Source organism: Streptomyces sp. NPDC096132 (genome assembly GCF_044763345.1).
GTDB lineage: Bacteria > Actinomycetota > Actinomycetes > Streptomycetales > Streptomycetaceae > Streptomyces.
This window is the reverse complement of the sequence record NZ_JBIWGA010000001.1, coordinates 628,684-650,269: the sequence shown is the minus strand read 5'-3', so window position 1 is coordinate 650,269 and position 21,586 is coordinate 628,684. Positions and strand designations below refer to the sequence as shown.

The 21,586-nt window shown below is 72.2% G+C and carries 16 protein-coding genes and 1 pseudogene; 4 read left to right on the top strand and 13 right to left on the bottom strand.

Translation table 11 applies throughout. The features are described from left to right. The first annotated feature begins 110 nt into the window (after positions 1-110). A complete protein-coding gene (locus ACIRF9_RS02725; protein WP_403815174.1) occupies positions 111-1,157 on the top strand; it encodes a hemin ABC transporter substrate-binding protein in 1,047 nt (348 codons plus the stop codon). Here ACIRF9_RS02725 and ACIRF9_RS02720 read toward each other — a convergent pair. The 5 genes and pseudogenes from ACIRF9_RS02720 to ACIRF9_RS02700 all read right to left on the bottom strand — a co-directional run bounded on the left by ACIRF9_RS02720 (position 1,154) and on the right by ACIRF9_RS02700 (position 7,231). Continuing rightward, positions 1,154-2,143, bottom strand: a complete 990-nt coding sequence (locus ACIRF9_RS02720; RefSeq protein ID WP_403815172.1) for an adenosine deaminase — start codon at positions 2,141-2,143, stop codon at positions 1,154-1,156. The two genes, ACIRF9_RS02725 and ACIRF9_RS02720, sit on opposite strands and share 4 nt — an antisense overlap. A 20-nt stretch (positions 2,144-2,163) precedes the next feature. Further along, positions 2,164-3,069: pseudogene (locus tag ACIRF9_RS02715) on the bottom strand (ribonuclease Z). A 6-nt stretch (positions 3,070-3,075) separates the two neighbouring features. After that, complete coding sequence (locus ACIRF9_RS02710) at positions 3,076-3,429, bottom strand: histidine triad nucleotide-binding protein (protein WP_403815170.1); 354 nt, start codon at positions 3,427-3,429, stop codon at positions 3,076-3,078. 67 nt (positions 3,430-3,496) lie between these two features. Then, positions 3,497-6,697: a S41 family peptidase gene (locus ACIRF9_RS02705; RefSeq protein WP_403815167.1), complete on the bottom strand. Its 3,201-nt coding sequence runs from the start codon at positions 6,695-6,697 to the stop codon at positions 3,497-3,499. Positions 6,698-6,742: 45 nt separating this feature from the next. Then, positions 6,743-7,231: a hypothetical protein gene (locus tag ACIRF9_RS02700; protein WP_403815164.1), complete on the bottom strand. Its 489-nt coding sequence runs from the start codon at positions 7,229-7,231 to the stop codon at positions 6,743-6,745. A gap of 68 nt (positions 7,232-7,299) precedes the next feature. Between ACIRF9_RS02700 and ACIRF9_RS02695 the strand changes: the two genes are divergently transcribed. Beyond that, positions 7,300-7,644: a hypothetical protein gene (locus ACIRF9_RS02695; protein ID WP_403815161.1), complete on the top strand. Its 345-nt coding sequence runs from the start codon at positions 7,300-7,302 to the stop codon at positions 7,642-7,644. Between the two features lie 7 nt (positions 7,645-7,651). Here the strand turns inward: ACIRF9_RS02695 and ACIRF9_RS02690 are convergent, their stop codons facing one another. The 4 genes from ACIRF9_RS02690 to hrcA all read right to left on the bottom strand — a co-directional run bounded on the left by ACIRF9_RS02690 (position 7,652) and on the right by hrcA (position 11,928). Further along, positions 7,652-8,398 carry a 16S rRNA (uracil(1498)-N(3))-methyltransferase gene (locus ACIRF9_RS02690; protein ID WP_403815158.1) on the bottom strand — a complete coding sequence of 249 codons (747 nt, stop codon included), beginning with the start codon at positions 8,396-8,398 and terminating at the stop codon, positions 7,652-7,654. Further along, a complete protein-coding gene (locus tag ACIRF9_RS02685; protein ID WP_403815155.1) occupies positions 8,395-9,480 on the bottom strand; it encodes a nitronate monooxygenase in 1,086 nt (361 codons plus the stop codon). Before ACIRF9_RS02685 ends, ACIRF9_RS02690 begins: the two co-directional genes overlap by 4 nt. Positions 9,481-9,774: 294 nt before the next feature. Continuing rightward, positions 9,775-10,911, bottom strand: a complete 1,137-nt coding sequence (dnaJ, locus tag ACIRF9_RS02680; protein WP_403815152.1) for a molecular chaperone DnaJ — start codon at positions 10,909-10,911, stop codon at positions 9,775-9,777. Continuing rightward, complete coding sequence (gene hrcA, locus ACIRF9_RS02675) at positions 10,912-11,928, bottom strand: heat-inducible transcriptional repressor HrcA (RefSeq protein WP_403815149.1); 1,017 nt, start codon at positions 11,926-11,928, stop codon at positions 10,912-10,914. A gap of 159 nt (positions 11,929-12,087) precedes the next feature. Here hrcA and ACIRF9_RS02670 point away from each other — a divergent pair, with 159 nt between their 5' ends. Both ACIRF9_RS02670 and ACIRF9_RS02665 read left to right on the top strand, forming a co-directional pair. Continuing rightward, complete coding sequence (locus ACIRF9_RS02670; RefSeq protein WP_403815146.1) at positions 12,088-12,804, top strand: MBL fold metallo-hydrolase; 717 nt, start codon at positions 12,088-12,090, stop codon at positions 12,802-12,804. Between the two features lie 42 nt (positions 12,805-12,846). After that, positions 12,847-13,656 (top strand): DUF3097 domain-containing protein, encoded by an 810-nt coding sequence (locus ACIRF9_RS02665; RefSeq protein WP_403815142.1) that lies wholly within the window; start codon positions 12,847-12,849, stop codon positions 13,654-13,656. A gap of 494 nt (positions 13,657-14,150) precedes the next feature. On the opposite strand, the gene hemW is transcribed toward ACIRF9_RS02665, so the two are convergent. From hemW to lepA, 4 genes are all read right to left on the bottom strand, one after another. Continuing rightward, complete coding sequence (hemW, locus tag ACIRF9_RS02660; RefSeq protein WP_403815139.1) at positions 14,151-15,383, bottom strand: radical SAM family heme chaperone HemW; 1,233 nt, start codon at positions 15,381-15,383, stop codon at positions 14,151-14,153. Between the two features lie 27 nt (positions 15,384-15,410). Further along, positions 15,411-17,321, bottom strand: coding sequence for a SpoIIE family protein phosphatase (locus ACIRF9_RS02655; RefSeq protein ID WP_403815136.1), 1,911 nt, complete (start codon positions 17,319-17,321; stop codon positions 15,411-15,413). Between the two features lie 274 nt (positions 17,322-17,595). Next, positions 17,596-19,473 (bottom strand): AMP-dependent synthetase/ligase, encoded by a 1,878-nt coding sequence (locus ACIRF9_RS02650; RefSeq protein WP_403815133.1) that lies wholly within the window; start codon positions 19,471-19,473, stop codon positions 17,596-17,598. Between the two features lie 235 nt (positions 19,474-19,708). Further along, entirely contained in the window at positions 19,709-21,577 is a 1,869-nt protein-coding gene (lepA, locus tag ACIRF9_RS02645; protein ID WP_403815130.1) for a translation elongation factor 4, read from the bottom strand. Positions 21,578-21,586 lie beyond the last annotated feature (9 nt).

Genomic DNA, 21,586 nt, shown 5'->3' with positions numbered 1-21,586 from the left:
ACGCAAGCCACTTGCCCATGCCATGGAAGACCCCCACCACACGAAACTAAGGGAAGGCTAACCTAAACTAATCCGCATCTGTGTGCCAGCCGAGTGGAAAGGAAAACGCCATGCGCGTGACGGGGAGACACCGGCCGGGAAGAGCTCTCGCGACCCTCGGACTGGCCCTGGCGCTCCTGACGGGGGCCTGCGGCGGGAGCGGCGTCAGCACGGCGGGGGCGGACCCGGCGCCCTCGGACGCGAGTGCCCGGGCGGCCGCCGCCCACAAGCGACTCGCGACGAACTCCCTCGTCCCGCTGGCGGGCGAGGCGCCCACCCCGAAGCTGCCGGTCACCGTCGACTCCTCGGACGGCCGGCAGGTCACGGTGCGGGACGCCGCGCGCATCCTGCCGCTCAACGGGGGCGTCGCGGAGATCGTGTTCACGCTCGGGCTCGGCGACCGGGTCGTCGGCCGGGACATCACGGCCACTTTCGAGGAGGCGAAGAAGCTCCCCCAGGTCACCAAGGCGCACGACGTGAGCGCGGAGAGCGTGCTGTCGCTGCGGCCCACGGTGGTGCTGGCCGACACCGACACCGGCCCGAAGGAGGCGATCGACCAGATCAGGGACGCCGGGATCCCCGTCGTCGTACTCGACCCGGCGACGAAACTGGCGGACGTCACCACCCGCACCACCCGCATCGCCGAGGCCCTCGGCGTGCCGGCCGCGGGCAAGGCACTCAACCGCCGCATGGACGGCGAACTCGCCGCCGCCCGCGCCGCCGTCCCCGAGGGCAGCAGGCCGAAGGTCGCGTTCCTCTACATGCGCGGCAGCGCGGCCGTGTACCTGATCGGCGGCAAGGGCTCTGGCGCCGACTCACTGCTGGAGGCGGCGGGCGCACAGGACGCGGGCACGGCGGCGGGCCTGGACAAGCCGTTCACGCCGATCACCACCGAGGCCCTCGCCCAGGCCCAGCCGGACGTCATCCTGATGATGACCAAGGGCCTGGACTCGGTCGGCGGCCTCGACGGCCTCCTCCAGATCCCCGGCATCGCCCAGACCCCCGCGGGCATGAACCGCAGGGTCGTCGACATGGAGGACGGCGTCCTGCTGAGCTTCGGCCCGCGCACCCCGCTCGTCATCGACATCCTGGTGGACCGCATCCACCAGGCGGACTAGAAGCGGTAGTCGTCCACTTCGGCGAGATACCGCGCCCGCCGCTCCTCGTCGTCCTCCAGGAAGGAGGCGACGAAGGAGTTGCGGGCCAGCTCGCGCAGCCGGTCCTCGGACAGGCCCAGGGTCTGCCGTACGGCGTCGAAGTTGTCGCCCGCGTAGCCGCCGAAGTAGGCCGGGTCGTCGGAGTTGACCGTGCAGACCAGCCCCGCGTCGAGCATCGCGGGCAGCGGGTGGTCGGCGAGGGTGTCGACGGTGCGCAGCCGGACGTTGGACAGCGGGCACAGGGTGAGCGGGATCCGCTCGCGCACCAGCCGCTCCACCAGGGCCGGGTCCTCCATGCACCGCAGCCCGTGGTCGACGCGCTCGACGCCGAGGACGTCGAGGGCCTCGGTGATGTACTCCGGCGGCCCTTCCTCCCCCGCGTGCGCCACCCGCCGCAGCCCCAGCGCGGCGGCGGCCTCGTACACCTCGCGGAACTTCACCGGCGGGTGCCCGACCTCGGCCGAGTCCAGCCCGATGCCGATGATCCGGTCGAGGTGGGGCCGCGCCGCCTCCAGCGTCTCGAGGGCCGACTCGGCGGATTCGTCGCGCAGGAAGCACAGGATCAGCCGGGTCGAGATCCCGTGGTTCGCCTCGCTGTTCCCCAGCGCCCGCCACAGCCCGTCCACGACCGTGCCCATGCCGACGCCCCGGGAGAGGTGGGCCTGCGGGTCGAAGAAGATCTCCGCGTGCCGCACGCCCTGCGCGGCGGCGCGGGCGAGGTAGGCGTTGGCGAGGTCCTCGAAGTCCCGCTCGGTGCGCAGGACGGCCATGAGCTCGTAGTACAGGTTCAGGAAGGACTGCAGGTCCTCGAACTGGTACGCCTTGCGCAGCTCGTCGGTGTCGGCGTACGGCAGCGCGACCCCGTTGCGGGCGGCCAGCTCGAAGGCCAGCTCCGGCTCCAGGGTGCCTTCGATGTGCAGGTGCAGTTCAGCTTTCGGGAGGGGCATCGAAGAATCGTACGCCCGGTTTACCGCCGTTTCGGCAGCGGCACTCGCAGCAGGTCCTGCGCCACCGTCAGCTCGCCGTCGAAGCCGGCCGCCCGAGCCTACCGCTCGAACTCGTCCGGTTCTGTGTACCGCTGACTGAAGTGGGTGAGGACGAGATGCCGTACACCTGCCTCCCGGGCGGCACGCGCGGCCTGACCGGCAGTCAGGTGGCCGTGCTCGACCGCGAGTTGCTCGTCCTCGTCGAGGAAGGTCGACTCGATGACGAGCATGTCGGCGCCCTCCGCCAGCGCGTGCACGCCGTCGCAGAGCCGGGTGTCCATGACGAACGCGAACCGCTGCCCGCGCCGGATCTCGCTGACGTCGTCGAGCGACACCCCGTTCACCACGCCCTCCCGCTGGAGGCGGCCGACGTCCGGGCCCTTGATGCCGTGCGCGGCGAGCCGCTCGGGGAGCATACGGCGGCCGTCGGGTTCGATCAGCCGGTAGCCGTAGGACTCGACGGGGTGCGAGAGCTTGTGGGCCTCCAGCAGGTAGGAGGGCCGGGCGTCGAGGACTCCGTCCGCGCTCACCGGTACCTGCGTCAGGGGGACCGTCTCGCGGTAGGCGGTGGCGTACCGGAGACGGTCGAAGAAGCGTTCGCCGGAGAGCGGGTAGTGGACGGTGATCTCGTGCGGGACCTGGTCCAGGTTGATGCGCTGGATGACCCCGGCGAGGCCGAGCGAGTGGTCCCCGTGGAAGTGCGTGACGCAGATCCGGTCGATGTCGTGCGCGGCGACCCCGGCCCGCAGCATCTGACGCTGGGTGCCCTCGCCGGGATCGAAGAGGATGCCCTCGCCGTCCCAGCGGAGCAGGTAGCCGTTGTGGTTGCGGTGCCGCGTGGGGACCTGGCTGGCGGTGCCGAGGACGACGAGTTCACGTACGGACATGGCGGGTCACCCGGGGGGCCACTGCAGGCCGCGCCCGCCGAGGACGTGCGCGTGGGCGTGCCAGACGGTCTGGCCGGCGCCGCTGCCGGTGTTGAAGACGATGCGGTAGCTCTCCAGCTTGTCCTCGTCGGCGACGGCCTGCGCCTCGCGCAGCACGTCGGCGGCGAGCTGCGGGGCCTCGGCGGCCAGCACGGCGGCGTTCTCGTAGTGCGCCTTCGGGATCACCAGGACGTGCGTGGGTGCCTGCGGGTTGATGTCCCGGAAGGCGACGGTCGTCTCCGTCTCCCGGACGATCGTCGCCGGGATGTGCCCTTCGACGATCTTGCAGAACAGGCAGTCGTCCTGCGGTTCCCCGGCCATGGGGTCTCCTTTGCGGCGGGTGATCTCTTACGGGGCATCGTAGCGAGCGGTGGTTGGAGGAGGGCGGTCACGGCAGCGCAGGGGGCGTTTTGGCCGGCGTCGACTCCAGCGCGGCCAACGCCAGTCGCACCGCCTCGTCCAGTTGTACGTCCCTCCCCGCCGCGTAGTCCTGCGGAGCGCACACCACCTCGACGTCGGGGTCGACGCCGTGGTTCTCCACGCCCCAGCCGTAACCCTCCAGCCAGATCGCGTACTTGGGCTGGGTGACGAGGGTGCCGTCGACCAGGTGGTAGCGGCTGTCGATGCCGATCGTGCCGCCCCAGGTGCGGGCGCCGACCACCGGCCCGATCCCGAGCGCCTTGATCGCCGCGTTCACGATGTCCCCGTCGGACCCGGAGAACTCGTTGGCGACGGCGACCACGGGCCCCCGGGGCGCGTCCTCCGGATAGCTGGACGGCCGCATCCCGCGCGGCACGTCCCAGCCGACGATCCGCCGCGCCAGCTTCTCCACCACCAGCTGCGAGGTGTGCCCGCCCCGGTTCTCCCGGACGTCCACCACGAGCCCCTCCCGGGCCACCTCGACCCGCAGGTCACGGTGGATCTGCGCCCAGCCGGGCGCCTGCATGTCGGGCACGTGCAGATACCCGAGCCGGCCTCCCGAGGCCTCGTGCACATACGCCCGCCGGTCCGCGACCCACGCGTGGTAGCGCAGCGCCTCCTCGTCGGCGACCGGGACCACGGCCGCGTGCCGTGGCTCGCCTCCGCCGGCGGGCGAGATCGTCAGCTCGACCACCTTGCCCGCCGTACCGACGAGCAGGGGGCCGGGGCCCGTCACCGGGTCCACCGGGTGCCCGGACACGGCGAGGATCGCGTCGCCGGCCCGCACCGCGACGCCGGGCGCGGCGAGCGGCGAGCGGGCGTCGGGGTCGGAGGTCTCCGAGGGCAGCACCCGGTCGATGCGCCAGGTGCCGTCCTCGTGGCGGGAGATGTCGGCGCCGAGCAGGCCCTGGCGGGCGCCCCGGCCGTAACCGCCGGGCGGGGAGACGTACGCGTGCGAGGTGCCCAGCTCGCCGTGCACCTCCCACAGCACGTCGACCAGGTCGTCGCGGGTGGCGACCCGGTCCAGCAGGGGCCGGTAGCGGTCCAGGACCCCGTCCCAGTCGACCCCGCCCAGGTCCTCCCGCCAGAAGTTGTCCCGCATGATGCGGCCGGTCTCGTCGAACATCTGCCGCCACTCGGCGGCCGGGTCCACGGTCTGCCGGATCCGGCCGAGGTCGACGGTGATGTTGGTGTCGCTGTCCTCGTCGCCGGAGGCGCGCCGGTCGCTGGGCACGACCTTGAGCTTGCCGTCGGTCCACAGCAGCAGCCGCTTGCCGTCGCCGCTGACCTCGAAGCCGTCGGCGTCGCCGGCGAGGTGTTCGAAGCGCTGCTGGACGAGGTCGTAGCGCTCCAGCTCGGTGTGGGGATCGGGGTCGTCGGGGTTGGCGCGGGAGGCGCCGAGGACACCGCGCACGGGGTGCCGCAGCCACAGCACGCCGTCCTTGGCGGCGGCGAGCCCGGAGTAGCGGCCGGCCTCGACCGGGAACGGCACGATCCGGTCGGCGAGGCCTTCGAGGTCGATCCGGGTGGCCGGGGTGCCCTCGCTGTCCGGTGTCTCCTCCTTGTCGGGCGCGTCGAAGGGCCGGCCGTGCCGCTGCGGGCCGAACGGGGAGGGGGTCGTCGCCGCCAGGGTGATCAGGTGCGGGCGGGCGCCGGCCGGGAAGGAGAGGTCGAAGACGTGCTCGTCGTAGACCGGGTCGAAGGCGCGCGTGGACAGGAACGCCAGGTGCTTGCCGTCGAGGGTGAAGGCGGGCGCGTAGTCGCGAAAGCGCAGCGGGGTCGCCTCGGTGACCGACAGATCGGTGACGTTGGCGAGCTTGAGCTGGGCGAGCGGGCGCGGGCCGGGGTGCGACCAGGCGAGCCACGCCGAGTCGGGTGAAAAAACCAGGTCGGAGACGTCTCCGTCGGCGCTGCGGTCGAGCTCGCGGACCTCGCCGCTCTCCCGCTCGACGAGCAGCAGCCGCCCGTCGTGCGCGGCGACGGCGGCCCGGCTGCCGTCGGGTGCCATGGCGAGCTCCAGGACCCGCCCGAGGCGTCCGGCCGCGAGCCGGCGCGGGGTGGCGCCGGCGACCTGTCCGGTGGCCGGGGCGAACTCCAGGGCGTCCGCGCCCTCGGCGTCGGTCACCCAGACCACCCACTCCTCGCCCTCCGTGCGGAAGGTGCGCGGCAGTCGCGCCCGCACCCCCGGCACGGCGGCGAGCGCCCGCGCGGGCCCGGAGCGGTGGGTCACCCAGTGCACGGCTCCGCGGATCTCCACGGCGCTGCCGCGCGCGGTGTGGTCGGGCGCGGCCCCGCCCAGCCAGCGGGCGGGAGTGACCGGGTACGGACGGCGGTCGGTGCGCTGACCGCCGAGCCGGATGGCGAGGCGACGCGGCTCGGCGCCGTCGAGATCGTCGAGCAGCCACAGCTCGCCCGCCGACATGTACACGATCCGGGTGCCGTCACCGGTGGCGTGCCGGGCGTAGAAGCCTTCGAGCGGGGTGTGCCGCCGCAGGTCGGATCCGTCGGCGAGCGACGAGTACAGCGCGCCGGTGCCCTCGTGGTCGGAGAGGAACGCGATCCGGTCCCCCGCCCACACCGGGTACTCGATGTTCCCGTCCAGCTCCTCGTGCAGCCGGACGAACTCCCCGCTGCCGTCCCGGTCGATCCACAACTTGCCCGCCGTACCGCCCCGGTAGCGCTTCCAGTGGGCGGCCTCGCGGCCCATCGGCGCGGACAGCAGCACGGTGTGCGGGCCATGGGCGACGGCGCCGACCGGGCCGTACGGCAGGGTGGTTGCCGGTCCGCCGTCGACCGGGACGGCACGGGCCCAGCTGCGGCGCAGGGTCGCCTGGTCGTGGGTGCTGACGACGAGGATGTCGCCGTCGGGGGTCCAGCCGCGCACCCGGGTCTGCCAACTCCCCCAGTGCGTCAGGCGGGTGGCCGGGCCGCCGTCGACGGGGGCGATGTGCACCTCGGGGGCGCCGTCGCGGGTGGAGGCCCAGGCGACGGTGGTGCCGTCGGGCGAGATGCGGGGTGAGGAGACCGGCACGTTGTCGGCGCTGACCCGCCAGGCGCGCCCACCGTCGAGGGGCGCGAGCCAGACGTCGTCCTCGGCGGCGAAGGCCACCAACTCGCCGTGCAGGTGCGGGTGTCGGAAGTATGCGGCAGGCGTCGCGGACTGTGTCACCAGATCACTGTATTCAGGGATGGGACCGCAGGTCAGGGGTTTCGATCACTTCTGTCCGCCGTCGCCCCCGACGGTCTCGGTGACGGTCACGGTGACCGTGACGGTCGGCTGCCCGCCGGGCTGCGCGGAACCGGGCCCCGCGGAACCGGACGGCTCGACCGGCGAGGGCGTCGCGGAGCCGCAGTCGCCGAGCCCGCTGACCTGGAACAGCTGCTTCTTGCCGACGTCCGCGGCGAGATCGCCCCGCACGCACTTGCCGTCGACCGCCCGCGTGACCTTGCCGTCCACGGTGACGTCCTTGCCGTCCCCGGTCTCCCCCTGACAGTCGACGGAGACGAGGTTCTCGTCCGTCTCGGCGGTGCAGGTCAGCCAGCGCACGTCCACGTCCCGCCGCTCGATCTCCGCCGTGGCGGCCTGATCGGTCGTGTACGCCACCGACATGGCACTCACCCCGCCACCCGGCTCACAGGCCACGGCACCGCCCACGGCCAAGGGCACGACCGCGAGAAGCTGAATCCGCCTCAAAAGCCCCATGGAGGGCAGCCTGCCACGCACGAACGCGGCGCGACAGCCGGTATGCGGCCACTGTCTAGGCTGAACACATGCGCGACCACCGCCGCTTGAGAAGACTCGTCGTGGACCCCACGACCACCTACCTGTGGACGGTCCGCCACCGGCACGGCGACGGTCAGCCCTGCCGGGACGTCCTCACCCTCAGCCGGGACGGCGTCCACACCCGGATCGTCTTCCGGGAGGGGGAGGGCCGCTACGTCGGCGGCGGCGCCTACACGCACTCGGGCGGAGTGGGCGACCGCCACCACCACCTCAACCTCCACCGACCCGGCACCGTGCGCGCCCTGGTCGACGAGGCGACCCGGCGCGGACTGCTCGACTCCGCGGGGGAGCTGGACGGCTGGGAGCTGTTCGCGGCGGTCGTGGGCCGGTGAGCCGGGGTCAGGACCAGCGGCCGGTGCGGCCCAGGAGGAGGGCCGCGGCGGCGGTGCCGGCGGTGGAGGTGCGCAGGACGCTCCGGCCGAGCCGGTACGCCTTGGCGCCCGCCTCCTCGAAGAGCGCCAGCTCGTCCGGGGAGACACCCCCTTCGGGGCCCACCACGAGCACGATCTCGCCCTCGGCGGGCAGCGGCACGGTGGCGAGGGGCTCGCTGCCGTAGTCGCGGTCCTCGTGCAGTACGGCGGCGAAGTCGGCCCGGGCCAGGAGGTCCGCCACCTGCCGGGTCGTCGCCGCGTCGGCGACCTCGGGGAAGCGGACCCGGCGGGACTGCTTGCCGGCCTCGCGGGCGGTGGCCCGCCACTTGCCGAGCGCCTTCAGCCCGCGCTCGCCCTTCCACTGCGTGATGCAGCGGGACGCGGCCCACGGGACGATCGCGTCCACCCCGGTCTCGGTCATCGTCTCCACGGCCAGCTCGCCCCGGTCGCCCTTGGGCAGGGCCTGTACGACGGTGATCCGGGGCGACTCGACGGGCTCCTCGACGACGTCCTTCAGGCTCACGACCAGCCGGTCCTTGCCCTCGGCGGCGACGACCTCGCCCTCGGCCCAGCGGCCGGCGCCGTCGGTGAGGACGACCTCCTCACCGGCCCGCAGCCGCTTCACGGAGACGGCGTGCCGCCCCTCGGGGCCGTCCAGGACGAACTCGGCACGGCCGCCGGGTAGTTCGTCGACGACGAAGACGGGCGCGGTCACGAGGCACCGTCCTCGCCTGCCGGGAATCCGGCCGCCGCCCGCGCCTCTTCGAGTTCCTCCACCAGGATCTCCACCAGCTGCCCGGCGGGAAGCTCCCGGGCCATGCGGTGGCCCTGTCCCGCCCACAGTGCCATCCCCTGCGCGTCGCCCGCCTTGGCGGCCGCCTTGCGCAGCGGCGAGGTGAGGTGGTGGACCTCGGGGTAGGCGGCGGGGGCGTACGGGCCGTGCTCGCGCAGGAAGCGGTTGACCAGACCGCGGGCCGGGCGGCCGGAGAAGGCGCGGGTCAGCTCGGTGCGCACGAACAGGGGGTTGGTCAGCGCCGCCTTGTGCACGGCGTGCGCGCCCGACTCGGGCGTGGCGAGGAACGCGGTGCCCAGCTGGGCCGCGCACGCGCCGGCCGCGAGGACGGCGGCGATCTGGCTGCCGCGCATGATGCCGCCTGCGGCGACGATCGGCAGGCCCACGGCCTCGCGGACCTGGCCGAGCAGGGAGAGCAGCCCGATGGCGGAGCCGTCGTTCTCCGGGATGTCCTTGTGGGTGCCCTGGTGGCCGCCGGCCTCCATGCCCTGCACGATCACCGCGTCCGCCCCGGCCTGCTCCACGGCCACCGCCTCCTCGGCGGAGGTCACGGTGACCAGGGTGAGCGTGCCCGCCCGGCGCAGTGCCTCGATCGTGTCCCCGCTCGGGACGCCGAAGTGGAAGGACGCCACCGCCACCGGGTCGTCCAGCAGTACGGCGATCTTGGCGTCGTAGCCGTCGTCGCGGCCGCTGTCCGGGTCGCCGAGCTCGGTCTCGTACCAGGTGGACTCACCGGCGAGCTGCTCGGCGTAGACCTGGACGGCACCGGTCTCGGCATACTCCGGCTGCGGCATGAACAGGTTCACGCCGAAGGGGCGGCCGGTGAGTCCACGGAGCTGCTTGATCTCCTGGTACATGCCGTCGGCCGTCTTGTACCCGGCGGCCAGGGACCCCAGCCCGCCGGCCTCGGACACGGCGGCGGCGAGCTGCGGCACGGAGACGCCGCCCGCCATGGGGGCCTGCACGATCGGATGCGGAAAGAGATCGGTCAGCGCGGAGGACATGACGGCATGTTGCCACGTCCTCCGAACAAGTCCGAATCCGACCGTCCCCGCGCGGGTTCTTGCCCTCTCAGCGACCGTTGAACGCGTCCCTCAACCGCGAGAACAACCCCCGCTGACCGGCTGACTGTGCCTACCCGGGGGCCGACCCCCAGACCCCCAGCAGAAGGCCGGCAGCCCGCGTCAGCGACCGTTGAACGCGTCCCTCAACCGCGAGAACAACCCCTGCCGCCCCGGCTGACTGTGCCTACCCGGGGGCCGACCCCCAGACCCCCAGCAGAAGGCCAACAGCCCGCCTCAGCGACCGTTGAACGCGTCCTTCAACCGCGAGAACAACCCCTGCTGCCCCGGCTGGAACTGCCCGGTCGGCCGCTCCTCGCCCCGCAGCTTGGACAGTTCGCGCAGCAGGCGCTCCTGCTCGGGGTCGAGCTTGGTCGGGGTCTGGACCTCGACGTGGACGATGAGATCGCCGCGCCCGCCGCCGCGCAGATGCGTGACACCCCGGCCGTGCAGCGGGATCGACTGGCCGGACTGGGTGCCGGGCCGGATGTCGACCTCCTCCAGGCCGTCCAGCGTCTCCAGCGGCACCTTGGTGCCGAGGGCCGCCGCGGTCATCGGGAGGGTGACCGTGCAGTGCAGGTCGTCGCCCCGCCGCTGGAACATCGCGTGCGGCAGCTCGTGGATCTCGACGTAGAGGTCACCGGCGGGACCGCCGCCGGGGCCGACCTCGCCCTCGCCCGCGAGCTGGATCCGGGTGCCGTTGTCCACACCGGCCGGGATCTTGACCGTGAGGGTCCGGCGGGAGCGGATCCGGCCGTCGCCCGCGCACTCGGGGCACGGGTTCGGCACGACGGTGCCGAAGCCCTGGCACTGCGGGCAGGGCCGGGAGGTCATGACCTGGCCGAGGAAGGACCGCGTCACCTGCGAGACCTCACCGCGGCCGCGGCACATGTCACATGTCTGGGCGGAGGTGCCGGGGGCGGCACCCTCACCGTTGCAGGTGCCGCAGACGATCGCGGTGTCGACCTGGATGTCCTTGGTGGTGCCGAAGGCGGCCTCTTCCAGGTCCACCTCCAGCCGGATCATCGCGTCCTGGCCACGCCGGGTCCTGGACCTCGGCCCCCGCTGGGACGCCGTACCGAAGAACGCGTCCATGATGTCGGAGAAGTTGCCGAAGCCACCGGCCCCGAAGCCGCCCGCGCCACCGCCGCCCGACTGGGAGAGGGGGTCGCCGCCGAGGTCGTAGACCTGCTTCTTCTGCGGGTCCGACAGCACCTCGTAGGCGGCGTTGATCTCCTTGAACCGCTCCTGGGTCTTCGGATCCGGGTTGACGTCCGGGTGCAGCTCGCGGGCGAGCCGACGGAAGGCCTTCTTGATCTCTTCCTGCGACGCGTCGCGGCGCACGCCGAGAACGGCGTAGTAGTCCGTGGCCACTTACGACTCCGCCAGGATCTGTCCGACGTACCGTGCCACTGCGCGTACCGCTCCCATCGTTCCCGGGTAATCCATGCGGGTCGGTCCGACCACGCCGAGCTTGGCGACTGCCTCGCCGCCCGAACCGTAGCCGACCGACACCACGGAAGTGGAGTTGAGTCCCTCATAGGCGTTCTCGTGACCGATGCGTACGGTCATGCCCGAATCTCCCGCCTCGCCCAGGAGTTTGAGGAGGACGACATGCTCCTCCAGGGCCTCCAGGACGGGCCGGATGGTGAGGGGAAAGTCATGCCCGAAGCGGGTGAGATTGGCGGTGCCGCCGATCATCAGCCGCTCCTCGTTCTCCTCGACGAGCGTCTCCAGCAGGGTGGAGAGCACCGCCGAGACCGTGCCGCGGTCGTCCGCCTCGAAGGCGTCCGGCAGGTCCTCCACGAGACGCGGCACGTCCGTGAACCGTCGGCCCGCGACCCGGCTGTTGAGCCGCGCGCGTAGATCCGCCAGAGAGGCCTCCCCGAAGGGCGCCGCGCAGTCCACCATGCGCTGCTCGACCCGACCGGTGTCCGTGATCAGCACGAGCATCAGCCGGGCGGGCGCGAGCGACAGCAGTTCCACGTGCCGCACGGTGGACCGGGTCAGCGACGGGTACTGCACGACGGCGACCTGCCGTGTGAGCTGCGCGAGCAGTCGCACGGTCCGGGCCACCACGTCGTCGAGATCCACGGCGCCGTCGAGGAAGTTCTGGATGGCCCGCCGCTCGGGCGCGGTCATCGGCTTGACGCCGGCCAGCTTGTCGACGAACAGCCGGTAGCCCTTGTCGGTGGGGATGCGCCCGGCGCTGGTGTGCGGCTGGGCGATGTACCCCTCGTCCTCCAGGGCGGCCATGTCGTTGCGGACCGTCGCCGGGGAGACGCCGAGGTTGTGCCGCTCGGTGAGGGCCTTGGAGCCCACGGGCTCCTCGGTGCCGACGTAGTCCTGGACGATGGCGCGCAGTACCTGCAGCCTGCGTTCACTCAGCATCCGCGCACACCTCCAGAAGTCGTCCCCCAGTCCCCTGGGCGCCTGCCCTGGCACTCTTCACTTCCGAGTGCCAGACGTTCCCCGGCCAGTGTACGGCGGTGGGGTACACCGGGGGCAAGGTCGGCCGACGCCGGGACGCCTTACCGTTAGCGTCCCGGTATGACGGTGACTTGGGAAGAGCTGGGGTGGGAGCGGGTCGCGGCCGGCGTCGGGCGGGTGCGGCTGCCGGGCTGGGACTGCACGGCCGGGCTGGTCGTCGGGGCGGGCGCGGTGCTGATGGTGGACGCCGGGTCGGGCCTCGCGGAGGGGGCGCGGCTGCGGGCGCAGGCCGAGGAACTGACCGGCGCGCGTGTGACCCATCTCGCGCTCACGCATCCGCACTTCGACCATGCGTTCGGCGCCGCGGCGTTCGCGGGCGCGGAGGTCTTCGGCGCGGTGGGCGTCGACACGGTCTCGGCGGAGGAGCTGCGGGCGGACGCGGTGCGCAACGGCCTGGACGAGACGACGGCGACGGAGGCCGCCGACACCCTGGTCCGTCCCCGACACCTCGTCTCCGGCGAGTGGACCCTCGACCTGGGCGGCGGCCGGCAGGTGCTGCTCGCCAACGTGGGCCCCGGCCACACGGCCCACGACCTGGCGGTCCTGGTCCCCGGCTCACCGGAAGTGGTCTTCTGCGGCGACCTGGTCGAGGAGTCCGGCGAGCCCCAGGCGGGCCCCGACGCCGTACCGTCCCGCTGGCCCGCCGCCCTGGACCGCCTGCTGGCCCTCGGCGGCGAGGACGCGCTGTACGTGCCCGGTCACGGGGCGGTGGTGGACGCGGCGTTCGTACGGGCCCAGCGGGACGCGCTCGCGACCCGCTTCGGCGTGTCGCACTGATCGTGGACCCCTCGGGCCGGGGCTTCTCCTATCGTCATCCGAATGCGCCAGTACTCGCCGGATCTGACCCCTCCCTGGAAGAAGCCGAAGCCCGTCCCCGAGGTCCCGGCGGAGCCCGGCCTGGTGGTGGAGGAGCCCGGCACCGGCTTCTGCGGCGCGGTGATCCGCTGCGAGGCGGGCACGGTCACCCTGGAGGACCGCTTCGGCAAGCACCGGGTGTTCCCCCTGGAGCCGCGCGGCTTCCTCCTGGAGGGCCGGGTGGTGACCCTCGTACGGCCGCCGTCGGGCGGTCCGGTACGTCCCACCCGTACCGCCTCCGGTTCGGTCGCCGTCCCCGGCGCCCGCGCCCGGGTCGCCCGCGCCGGCCGCATCTACGTCGAGGGCCGGCACGACGCCGAACTGGTGGAGAAGGTGTGGGGCGACGACCTGCGCATCGAGGGCGTGGTCGTGGAGTACCTGGAGGGCGTCGACGACCTGCCGTCGATCGTCACGGACTTCGCCCCCGGCCCCGACGCCCGCCTGGGCGTCCTGGTGGACCACCTGGTGCCCGGCACGAAGGAATGGCGCATCGCGCAGTCGGTCACCAGCGAACACGCCCTGGTCGTCGGCCACCCGTACATCGACATCTGGGAGGCGGTGAAGCCGTCGTCCCTGGGCATCACGGGCTGGCCACGCGTCCCGCACGGCCAGGACTGGAAGACGGGGGTGTGCCGGGCGCTGGGCTGGCCCTCGGAGAACACCGGGGCGGTGTGGCAGGCGATCCTGGCCCGGGTGGGTTCTTACAAGGACCTGGAACCGGAGCTGCTGGGCCGCGTGGAGGAACTGATCGACTTCGTCACCGCTCCCGCGTAGCCAGGACAGCCGGCCACGCACGCGCACCTGCGGACAGTCGCACCGCCGGGGCGGCCCCCACCCGACAGCAGCCAGCCGTCACACCTCCCCCGCTGCATACAGCCCTACCGCCGAGACGACCCCCACCCGGCAGCAGCCGCCATACCTCCCCAGCCACAGACAACCGCGCCGCCAAGACAGCGCCCACCCAGCACCAGCGTCATACCCCCCAGCTGCGGGCAATCGTGCCGCTGGGGCGGCGCCCAACCCGGCAGCAGCCGTCATACCTCCCAGCTGCGCACAGCCCTACCGCCGAGACGACCCCCACCCGGCAGCAGCCGCCATACCTCCCCAGCCACGGGCAACCGCGCCACCGAGGCAGCGCCCACCCAGCACCAGCGTCATACCCCCCAGCTGCGGGCAATCGTGCCGCTGGGGCGGCACGGGTGGGCGCAGCGGCACCCCGCGAGCGCGGCGAGCGAAGCCCACACCCGCCCAGCCCCGACGCCGGGCGCCTAGTCCACGAGGTCCCGGACCACCGCGTCCGCCAGCAACCGCCCGCGCAGCGTGAGCACGGCACGCCCCTCGTCGTACGGCTCCTGCTCCAGCAGCCCGTCCCCCAGCGCCCGGCGTGAAGCCTTGAGCCCCTCCTCCCGGAGCAGCTCCAGCGGCACCCCCTCCCGCAGCCGCAGCTCCAGCAGGATCCGCTCGACCCGCCGGTCCTCCTCCGAGAGCAGCTCACGCCCCGCCCCCGGGGAACGCCCGCCCGCGAGGGCCGCCGCGTACGCGCCGGGGTGCTTCACGTTCCACCAGCGCACGCCCCCCACGTGGGAGTGCGCACCGGGCCCCGCGCCCCACCAGTCGGCGCCCCGCCAGTACAGCTCGTTGTGCAGGCAGCGGCCCGCCTCCGAGGTGGCCCAGTTGGAGACCTCGTACCAGTCGTAGCCGGCGGCGGTCATCACCTCGTCCGCGATCAGGTAGCGGTCCGCGTGGACGTCGTCGTCCGTCATCGGAACCTCGCCCCGCCGAATGCGCCGCGCCAGCTGGGTGCCCTCCTCGACGATCAGGGCGTACGCCGAGACGTGGTCGGGCCCCGCGCCCAGCGCCGCCTCCAGGGACGCCCGCCAGTCGTCGTCCGACTCGCCCGGGGTGCCGTAGATCAGATCGAGGTTGACGTGCTCGAAGCCCGCGGCCCGCGCCTCCGCCACGCACGCCTCGGGGCGCCCGGGCGTATGGGTCCGGTCCAGCACGCGCAGCACATGCTGCTTCGCGCTCTGCATCCCGAAGGAGACACGGTTGAAGCCGCCCGCGCGGAGGGCCGCCAGATACGCCGGGTCCACCGACTCGGGGTTCGCCTCCGTAGTGACTTCCGCGTCCACCGCGAGGCCGAACTCGTCGCGGATCGCGCCCAGCATCCGTACGAGATCCCCGGCCGCCAGCAGCGTCGGCGTGCCGCCGCCCACGAAGACCGTACGAACCGGACGCGGATCGTCGCCCAGCACCTTGCGGGCCAGCCGGATCTCGTCGATCAGGGTGTCGGCGTAGTTCTCGCGGGAGGCGAGGACACCACCGGTGCCGCGCAGCTCGGTGGCGGTGTAGGTGTTGAAGTCGCAGTACCCGCAGCGGGTCGCGCAGTAGGGGACGTGCAGATAGAACCCGAGGGGGCGGTCGGCCGCGCCGGTGAGCGCGTGCGCCGGGAGCGCGCCGTCGTCGGGGACCGGCTCGCCGTCGGGGAGTGCGGAAGGCATGCCCTCCATTGTCCCGTACGACGACGGTTACTCCGCCTGCAGCACCAGCAGCGCCAGATCGTCCTCCGGCGGCCGCTCGCCGAACTCGTGCACCAGCCGGCGGATCCGCTCGGCGATCAGCTCCGCGTCCAGGCCGACGCACCCGGCGAGCGCCGCGGCCAGACCGTCGCCGTCGTCGAACTGGCGGGAGCCCGAGCGCCGCTCCGTCACCCCGTCGGTGACGCACAGCAGGCTGTCGCCGTGCCGCAGCTCCAGCACGTCACTGGTGTACGTGGCGTCCTCGATGACCCCGAGCAGGGTCTGCGGGCGCGCGGCGGTGGCGACGGAGCCGTCCGGGCCGAGGAGCAGCGGCAGCGGGTGACCGGCGGAGGCGAGGGTGCAGCGGACGCCTCCCTCGAAGGGGGCGAGTTCGCCGTAGAGGAGGGACAGGAAGCGGGTCTGCGGGCCGTCGGCGGGTCCGGCGGGGCCGACGAAGGCACGGGCGGCGGCGTCGGCGGCCTCGGTCGCGTCGTCGAGGAGGAGCTGGTTGAGGCGGTCCAGGACGTCGGGGACGCCGTAGCCCTCGCGGGCCAGCAGCCGGAGCCAGGGGCGCGCCAGGCCGATCACGACGGCCGCCTCGGGGCCCTTGCCCTGGACGTCTCCGATGGCGAAGCACCAGCGGCCGTCGCCCGCCGGGAACAGGTCGTAGAAGTCGCCGCTCGGGCCGCCCTGCTCGCGCGGCTCGTAGACGAGCGCGCTGTGCACGCCGGGGATCTCCGCCATCGCTCCGGGCAGCAGGCCGCGCTGCAGGACGGAGCTGATGGTGACCTGGCGGGTGTACTGGCGGGCCGCGCCGATCGCCAGCGCCACCCGGCGGCCGAGGTCCTCGACGAGCCCGGTGACCTCGTCGGGGAAGGCGCCCAGTCCGGCCCGCCCGATGGCCAGGGTGCCCAGCGGCCGGCCGCCGGCGATCAGCCGATAGGCGAGGGCCGCGCCGCGCGGGCCGAGTGCCGCGCCGGGCCAGGGGTAGGGCTCGGGGCCCGAGCGCGGCGGGTCGCAGGGGCGCGGCGGGTCCTTCTCCAGGGCCCGCCGCAGCTCCTCGATGTGGCCCTCGTTGCCGTGCCACACCCGGGCGAGCCGCGGCCCGGGCCCCCAGTCGCCCCAGCCTCCCGCGCTCTCGGCTCCGTCCGACCGGGGGGAGCCCCAGGCACGCCCGCTGACCTCGTCCTCCAGCCACACCGCGCACCAGTCGGCGAGCCGGGGCACCAGCAGCTGACTGGTGAGCGCGGCGACGAGATCCTCGTCGAGCTGCCCGGCGAGCAGGTCGGAGGCCTCGGCGAGGAAGGACAGGGCACCACGGTTCAGCCAGTCCCCGCCCCGGCAGGAGGGTTGCGGTTCGGGGGCGAGGGCTTCGAGGAGGGGGTCCAGGGGCGCGACGGGCGAGGCACCGTGGGTCTCGTCGGTCCCGTACGGCTCGGGGGCCAGGGGCAGCAGCCGCGCCCACACCGTCTTCGCGCCCCTGCGGTACGTCACTCCCCACGCGTCGGCGAGCGCGGCGACCAGGCGCAGGCCCCTGCCGTACTCCGGTGTCTCGTACGGCGTCTCGGGCGGGTTGTCGCGCGGGGCGCGGGAGGGGTGACGGTCGGAGACCTCGACGACGACCGCGTGTCCGTGCTCCGGGTCGTCCTCCAGACGGCACAGCAGTTCCACGTCGGTGCCGGCGTGCACGACGGCGTTGGTGACGAGCTCGCTGACGACGAGTATCACGTCCTCGGCGAGGCGTTCGGGAAGCTCCTCCCACTCCTGGAACGCGGCCCGCACCAGATCGCGCGCGGCGCCGGGGGCGTGGGAGCTGCCGGCCAGGGTGGTGCGGGCGACCGGGGGCGCGTCCGGGGTCGCGGGCGACGGCGCACCCGCGGCCAGGGAGACGGTCTCCCGCTGGGTCGGAATGGCCCCCATGCGCAGCTCCCCGGACAGTTCGGATGCCCACAGAGTGACAGACCGATCCCGGCCATAAGCGGTGGGTGACCGAAGGGGATCACTCTGGAGGGAGGAGTGCGATGCGGGTGTACGAAAGTGACAGATAGCAGACGAACAAGGGGCAAGATTCGAGCATCCTGGCTGCAGTCAACCCAGGGGCGCGGGACTGTTTCGACTTGCGGCTCCGCCGCGTGGGCGCGACCAGCCACGACGGACCGGCAGCCGAATTCAGTCCCCCGCCCCCCTGGCCTGCTTACGCCTCCCGCGTACCCGCGTACATCTCCTCAATGAGGTGCTTGTACTCCCGCTCCACCACCGGCCGCTTCAGCTTCAGACTCGGCGTGATCTCCCCGTGCTCCACATCGAGATCCCGGGGCAGCAGCCGGAACTTCTTGATCGTCTGCCACTTCTGCAGACCGCCGTTGAGCTCCGCCACGTACCCCTCGACGAGCGCGACCGTCGCCGGCGCGGCGACGACCTCCGCGTACGACTTGCCCTCCAGGCCGTTCTCCTTGGCCCAGTCCAGGATGGACACCTCGTCCAGCGCGATCAGCGCCGTGCAGAAGTTCCGGTCGGCGCCGTGCACGAGGATGTTGGAGACGTACGGGCAGACGGACTTGAACTGCCCCTCGACCTCGGTGGGCGCGATGTACTTGCCGCCGGAGGTCTTGAAGAGGTCCTTCTTGCGGTCGGTGATGCGGAGGTAGCCGTCGGGCGACAGCTCGCCGATGTCACCGGTGTGGAACCAGCCGTCGGCCTCCAGCACCTCGGCCGTCTTCTCGGGCAGCCCGTGGTAGCCCTCCATGATGCCGGGGCCGCGCAGCAGGATCTCGCCGTCCTCGGCGATGCGCACCTCGGTGCCGGGCAGCGGCTTGCCGACCGTGCCGGTGCGGTAGGCCTCGCCAGGGTTCACGAAGGAGGCCGCGGAGGACTCCGTGAGGCCGTAGCCCTCCAGGATGTGGATGCCTGCGCCGGAGAAGAAGAAGCCGATCTCGGGGGCGAGGGCCACCGAGCCGGAGACGCAGGCGCGCAGGTTGCCGCCGAACGCCTCGCGGATCTTGGCGTAGACGAGCGCGTCGGCGACCTTGTGCTTGGCGCCGAGACCGAAGGGGACGGACGCCGTGCCGGTGCGGCGGAAGTTGTCCTGGCTGACCTTGGCGTACTCGCGGGCGACCCCGGCGGCCCAGCGGAAGATCTTGTACTTGGCGCCGCCGCCCGCCCGGGCCTTGTTGGCGATGCCGTTGTAGACCTTCTCGAAGATACGCGGCACGGCCGCCATGTACGTCGGCTGGACGATCGGAAGGTTCTCGATGATCTTGTCGACGCGGCCGTCGACGGCGGTGACGTGCCCGACCTCGATCTGGCCGGAGGTGAGCACCTTGCCGAAGACGTGCGCGAGCGGCAGCCAGAGGTACTGCACGTCCTCCGGGCCGACCAGCCCGGTCGCGGCGATCGCCTTGGCCATGTACGACCAGTTGTCGTGCGGGAGGCGGACACCCTTGGGGCGGCCGGTGGTGCCGGAGGTGTAGATGAGGGTGGCGAGCTGGTCCTTGGTGATCGCGGCGACCCGCTCCTTGATCAGCCCGGGCTCCTTCTCCAGCCGGGCCGCGCCGCGCTTCTCCAGCTCGTCGAGGGTGAGGATCCAGTCCTCGCCGGTCTCGACGCCGGCCGGGTCGAGGACGACCACATGGGTGAGCGCGGGCAGCTCGGCACGCTTCTCGACGGCCTTGGCGAGCTGGACCGCGTCCTCGGCGATCAGCACCCGGCTCTCGGAGTCGGCGAGGATGTACGCCGACTCGTCCGCGTTGGTCTGCGGGTAGACGGTGGTCGTCGCGGCGCCGGCGCACATGATGCCGAGGTCGGCGAGGATCCACTCGATCCGGGTGGAGGAGGCGAGGGCCACGCGCTGCTCGGGCTGTACGCCCAGCTCGATGAGCCCGGCCGCGATCGCGTACACCCGCTCGGCGGCCTGCGCCCAGCTGAGTGACTTCCAGTCGTCGGGGCCCTCACCGGAGGCGGCGGGCACCGGGTGGCGGTACGCCTCGGCGTCGGGCGTGGCAGCCACGCGCTCCAGGAAGAGGCCCGCCACGGACGGCGGACGGTTCTCGATCAGGGTCTGTGTGTCGCTCACGACATCCTCCGGGGGCCCGCGACGGCGCGGCTGGCTCAATGCGGCTGTTGTTTAACTCGCGAGTAACTATCGAGCAGGGATCAGAGTAAAGGGCGACCGGTCGGTGCGTAAGGGGCCTCGGACCGTGGATTTCACCCGAGGAGCGGCACGGGTTCCCCTGGAAAGAGCCCCGGGGCCCGCCACGCTGTCGCATGACGGGCCCCGGAAATCGGTATCCACCGTGGCGATTTGTCGCCTACTTCTTGCCCTTGGCGGAGCCGCCGCTGTCGTCGCTGCTCAGGACGGCGATGAAGGCTTCCTGCGGAACCTCCACGGAACCCACCATCTTCATCCGCTTCTTGCCTTCCTTCTGCTTCTCCAGCAGCTTCCGCTTCCGGGAGATGTCACCGCCGTAACACTTGGCGAGGACGTCCTTGCGGATGGCGCGGATGGTCTCGCGGGCGATGACCCGGGAGCCGATCGCGGCCTGGATCGGCACCTCGAAGGCCTGCCGCGGGATGAGCTCGCGCAGCTTGGCGACGAGCCGCACCCCGTACGCGTACGCGGCGTCCTTGTGGGTGATCGCCGAGAAGGCGTCCACCTTGTCGCCGTGCAGCAGGATGTCGACCTTGACCAGGCTGGAGGTCTGCTCGCCGGTGGGCTCGTAGTCCAGCGAGGCGTAGCCGCGCGTCTTCGACTTCAGCTGGTCGAAGAAGTCGAAGACGATCTCGGCGAGCGGGAGGGTGTAGCGGATCTCGACCCGGTCCTCCGAGAGGTAGTCCATGCCGAGCAGGGTGCCGCGCCGGGTCTGGCACAGCTCCATGATCGAGCCGATGAACTCGGTCGGCGCGAGGATGGTGGCGCGCACGACCGGCTCGTACACCTCACCGATCTTCCCCTCGGGGAACTCGCTCGGGTTGGTGACGATGTGCTCGCTGCGGTCCTCCATGACCACGCGGTAGACCACGTTCGGCGCGGTGGCGATCAGGTCGAGCCCGAACTCGCGCTCGAGTCGCTCACGGATCACGTCGAGGTGCAGCAGGCCGAGGAAGCCGACGCGGAAGCCGAAGCCGAGGGCCGCGGAGGTCTCCGGTTCGTAGACCAGCGCGGCGTCGTTGAGCTGGAGCTTGTCCAGCGCCTCGCGCAGCTCGGGGTAGTCGGAGCCGTCCAGCGGATACAGACCGGAGAAGACCATCGGCTTCGGGTCCTTGTACCCGCCGAGGGCCTCGGTGGCGCCCTTGGCCTGGCTGGTGACGGTGTCACCGACCTTGGACTGGCGGACGTCCTTCACACCGGTGATCAGATAGCCCACCTCGCCGACGCCGAGGCCGTCGGCGCCGAGCATCTCCGGCGAGTTGGTGCCGATCTCCAGCAGCTCGTGGGTGGCGCCGGTGGACATCATCCGGATCCGCTCGCGCTTGTTGAGCTGGCCGTCGATGACACGGACGTACGTCACGACACCCCGGTAGGAGTCGTAGACGGAGTCGAAGATCATCGCGCGGGCGGGCGCGTCCTTGACCCCGACGGGGGCCGGGATGTCCTTGACGACCTTGTCGAGCAGCGCGTCGACGCCGAGGCCGGTCTTGGCGGACACCCGCAGCACGTCGTCCGGATCGCAGCCGACCAGGTTGGCGAGCTCCTCCGCGAACTTCTCGGGCTGCGCGGCCGGCAGGTCGATCTTGTTCAGTACGGGGATGATCGTGAGGTCGTTCTCCATCGCCAGGTAGAGGTTGGCGAGGGTCTGGGCCTCGATGCCCTGGGCGGCGTCGACGAGGAGGACGGTCCCCTCACAGGCCGCGAGTGACCGGGAGACCTCGTAGGTGAAGTCGACGTGCCCGGGGGTGTCGATCATGTTGAGGATGTGCGTGTTGTTCTTGTCGTGGGTCGGAGCCCACGGCAGCCGCACCGCCTGGGACTTGATCGTGATGCCGCGCTCGCGCTCGATGTCCATCCGGTCGAGGTACTGAGCACGCATCTGCCGCTGCTCGACCACACCGGTCAGCTGGAGCATCCGGTCGGCGAGAGTGGACTTGCCGTGGTCGATGTGCGCGATGATGCAGAAATTGCGGATCAGAGCCGGGTCGGTACGGCTCGGCTCGGGCACATGGTTAGGGGTCGCGGGCACGCAGGGTCC

Bases quoted from the DNA above. Each gene is read 5' to 3' on its own strand.
- ACIRF9_RS02670 (WP_403815146.1), top strand. From the start codon at position 12,088: ATGACGGTGACTTGGGAAGAGCTGGGGTGGGAGCGGGTCGCGGCCGGC.
- ACIRF9_RS02685 (WP_403815155.1), bottom strand. From the start codon at position 9,480: ATGTCCTCCGCGCTGACCGATCTCTTTCCGCATCCGATCGTGCAGGCC.
- ACIRF9_RS02725 (WP_403815174.1), top strand. From the start codon at position 111: ATGCGCGTGACGGGGAGACACCGGCCGGGAAGAGCTCTCGCGACCCTC.
- ACIRF9_RS02700 (WP_403815164.1), bottom strand. From the start codon at position 7,231: ATGGGGCTTTTGAGGCGGATTCAGCTTCTCGCGGTCGTGCCCTTGGCC.
- hrcA (WP_403815149.1), bottom strand. From the start codon at position 11,928: ATGCTGAGTGAACGCAGGCTGCAGGTACTGCGCGCCATCGTCCAGGAC.
- ACIRF9_RS02710 (WP_403815170.1), bottom strand. From the start codon at position 3,429: ATGGCCGGGGAACCGCAGGACGACTGCCTGTTCTGCAAGATCGTCGAA.
- hemW (WP_403815139.1), bottom strand. From the start codon at position 15,383: ATGCCTTCCGCACTCCCCGACGGCGAGCCGGTCCCCGACGACGGCGCG.
- ACIRF9_RS02665 (WP_403815142.1), top strand. From the start codon at position 12,847: ATGCGCCAGTACTCGCCGGATCTGACCCCTCCCTGGAAGAAGCCGAAG.
- ACIRF9_RS02655 (WP_403815136.1), bottom strand. From the start codon at position 17,321: ATGGGGGCCATTCCGACCCAGCGGGAGACCGTCTCCCTGGCCGCGGGT.
- ACIRF9_RS02720 (WP_403815172.1), bottom strand. From the start codon at position 2,143: ATGCCCCTCCCGAAAGCTGAACTGCACCTGCACATCGAAGGCACCCTG.
- ACIRF9_RS02695 (WP_403815161.1), top strand. From the start codon at position 7,300: ATGCGCGACCACCGCCGCTTGAGAAGACTCGTCGTGGACCCCACGACC.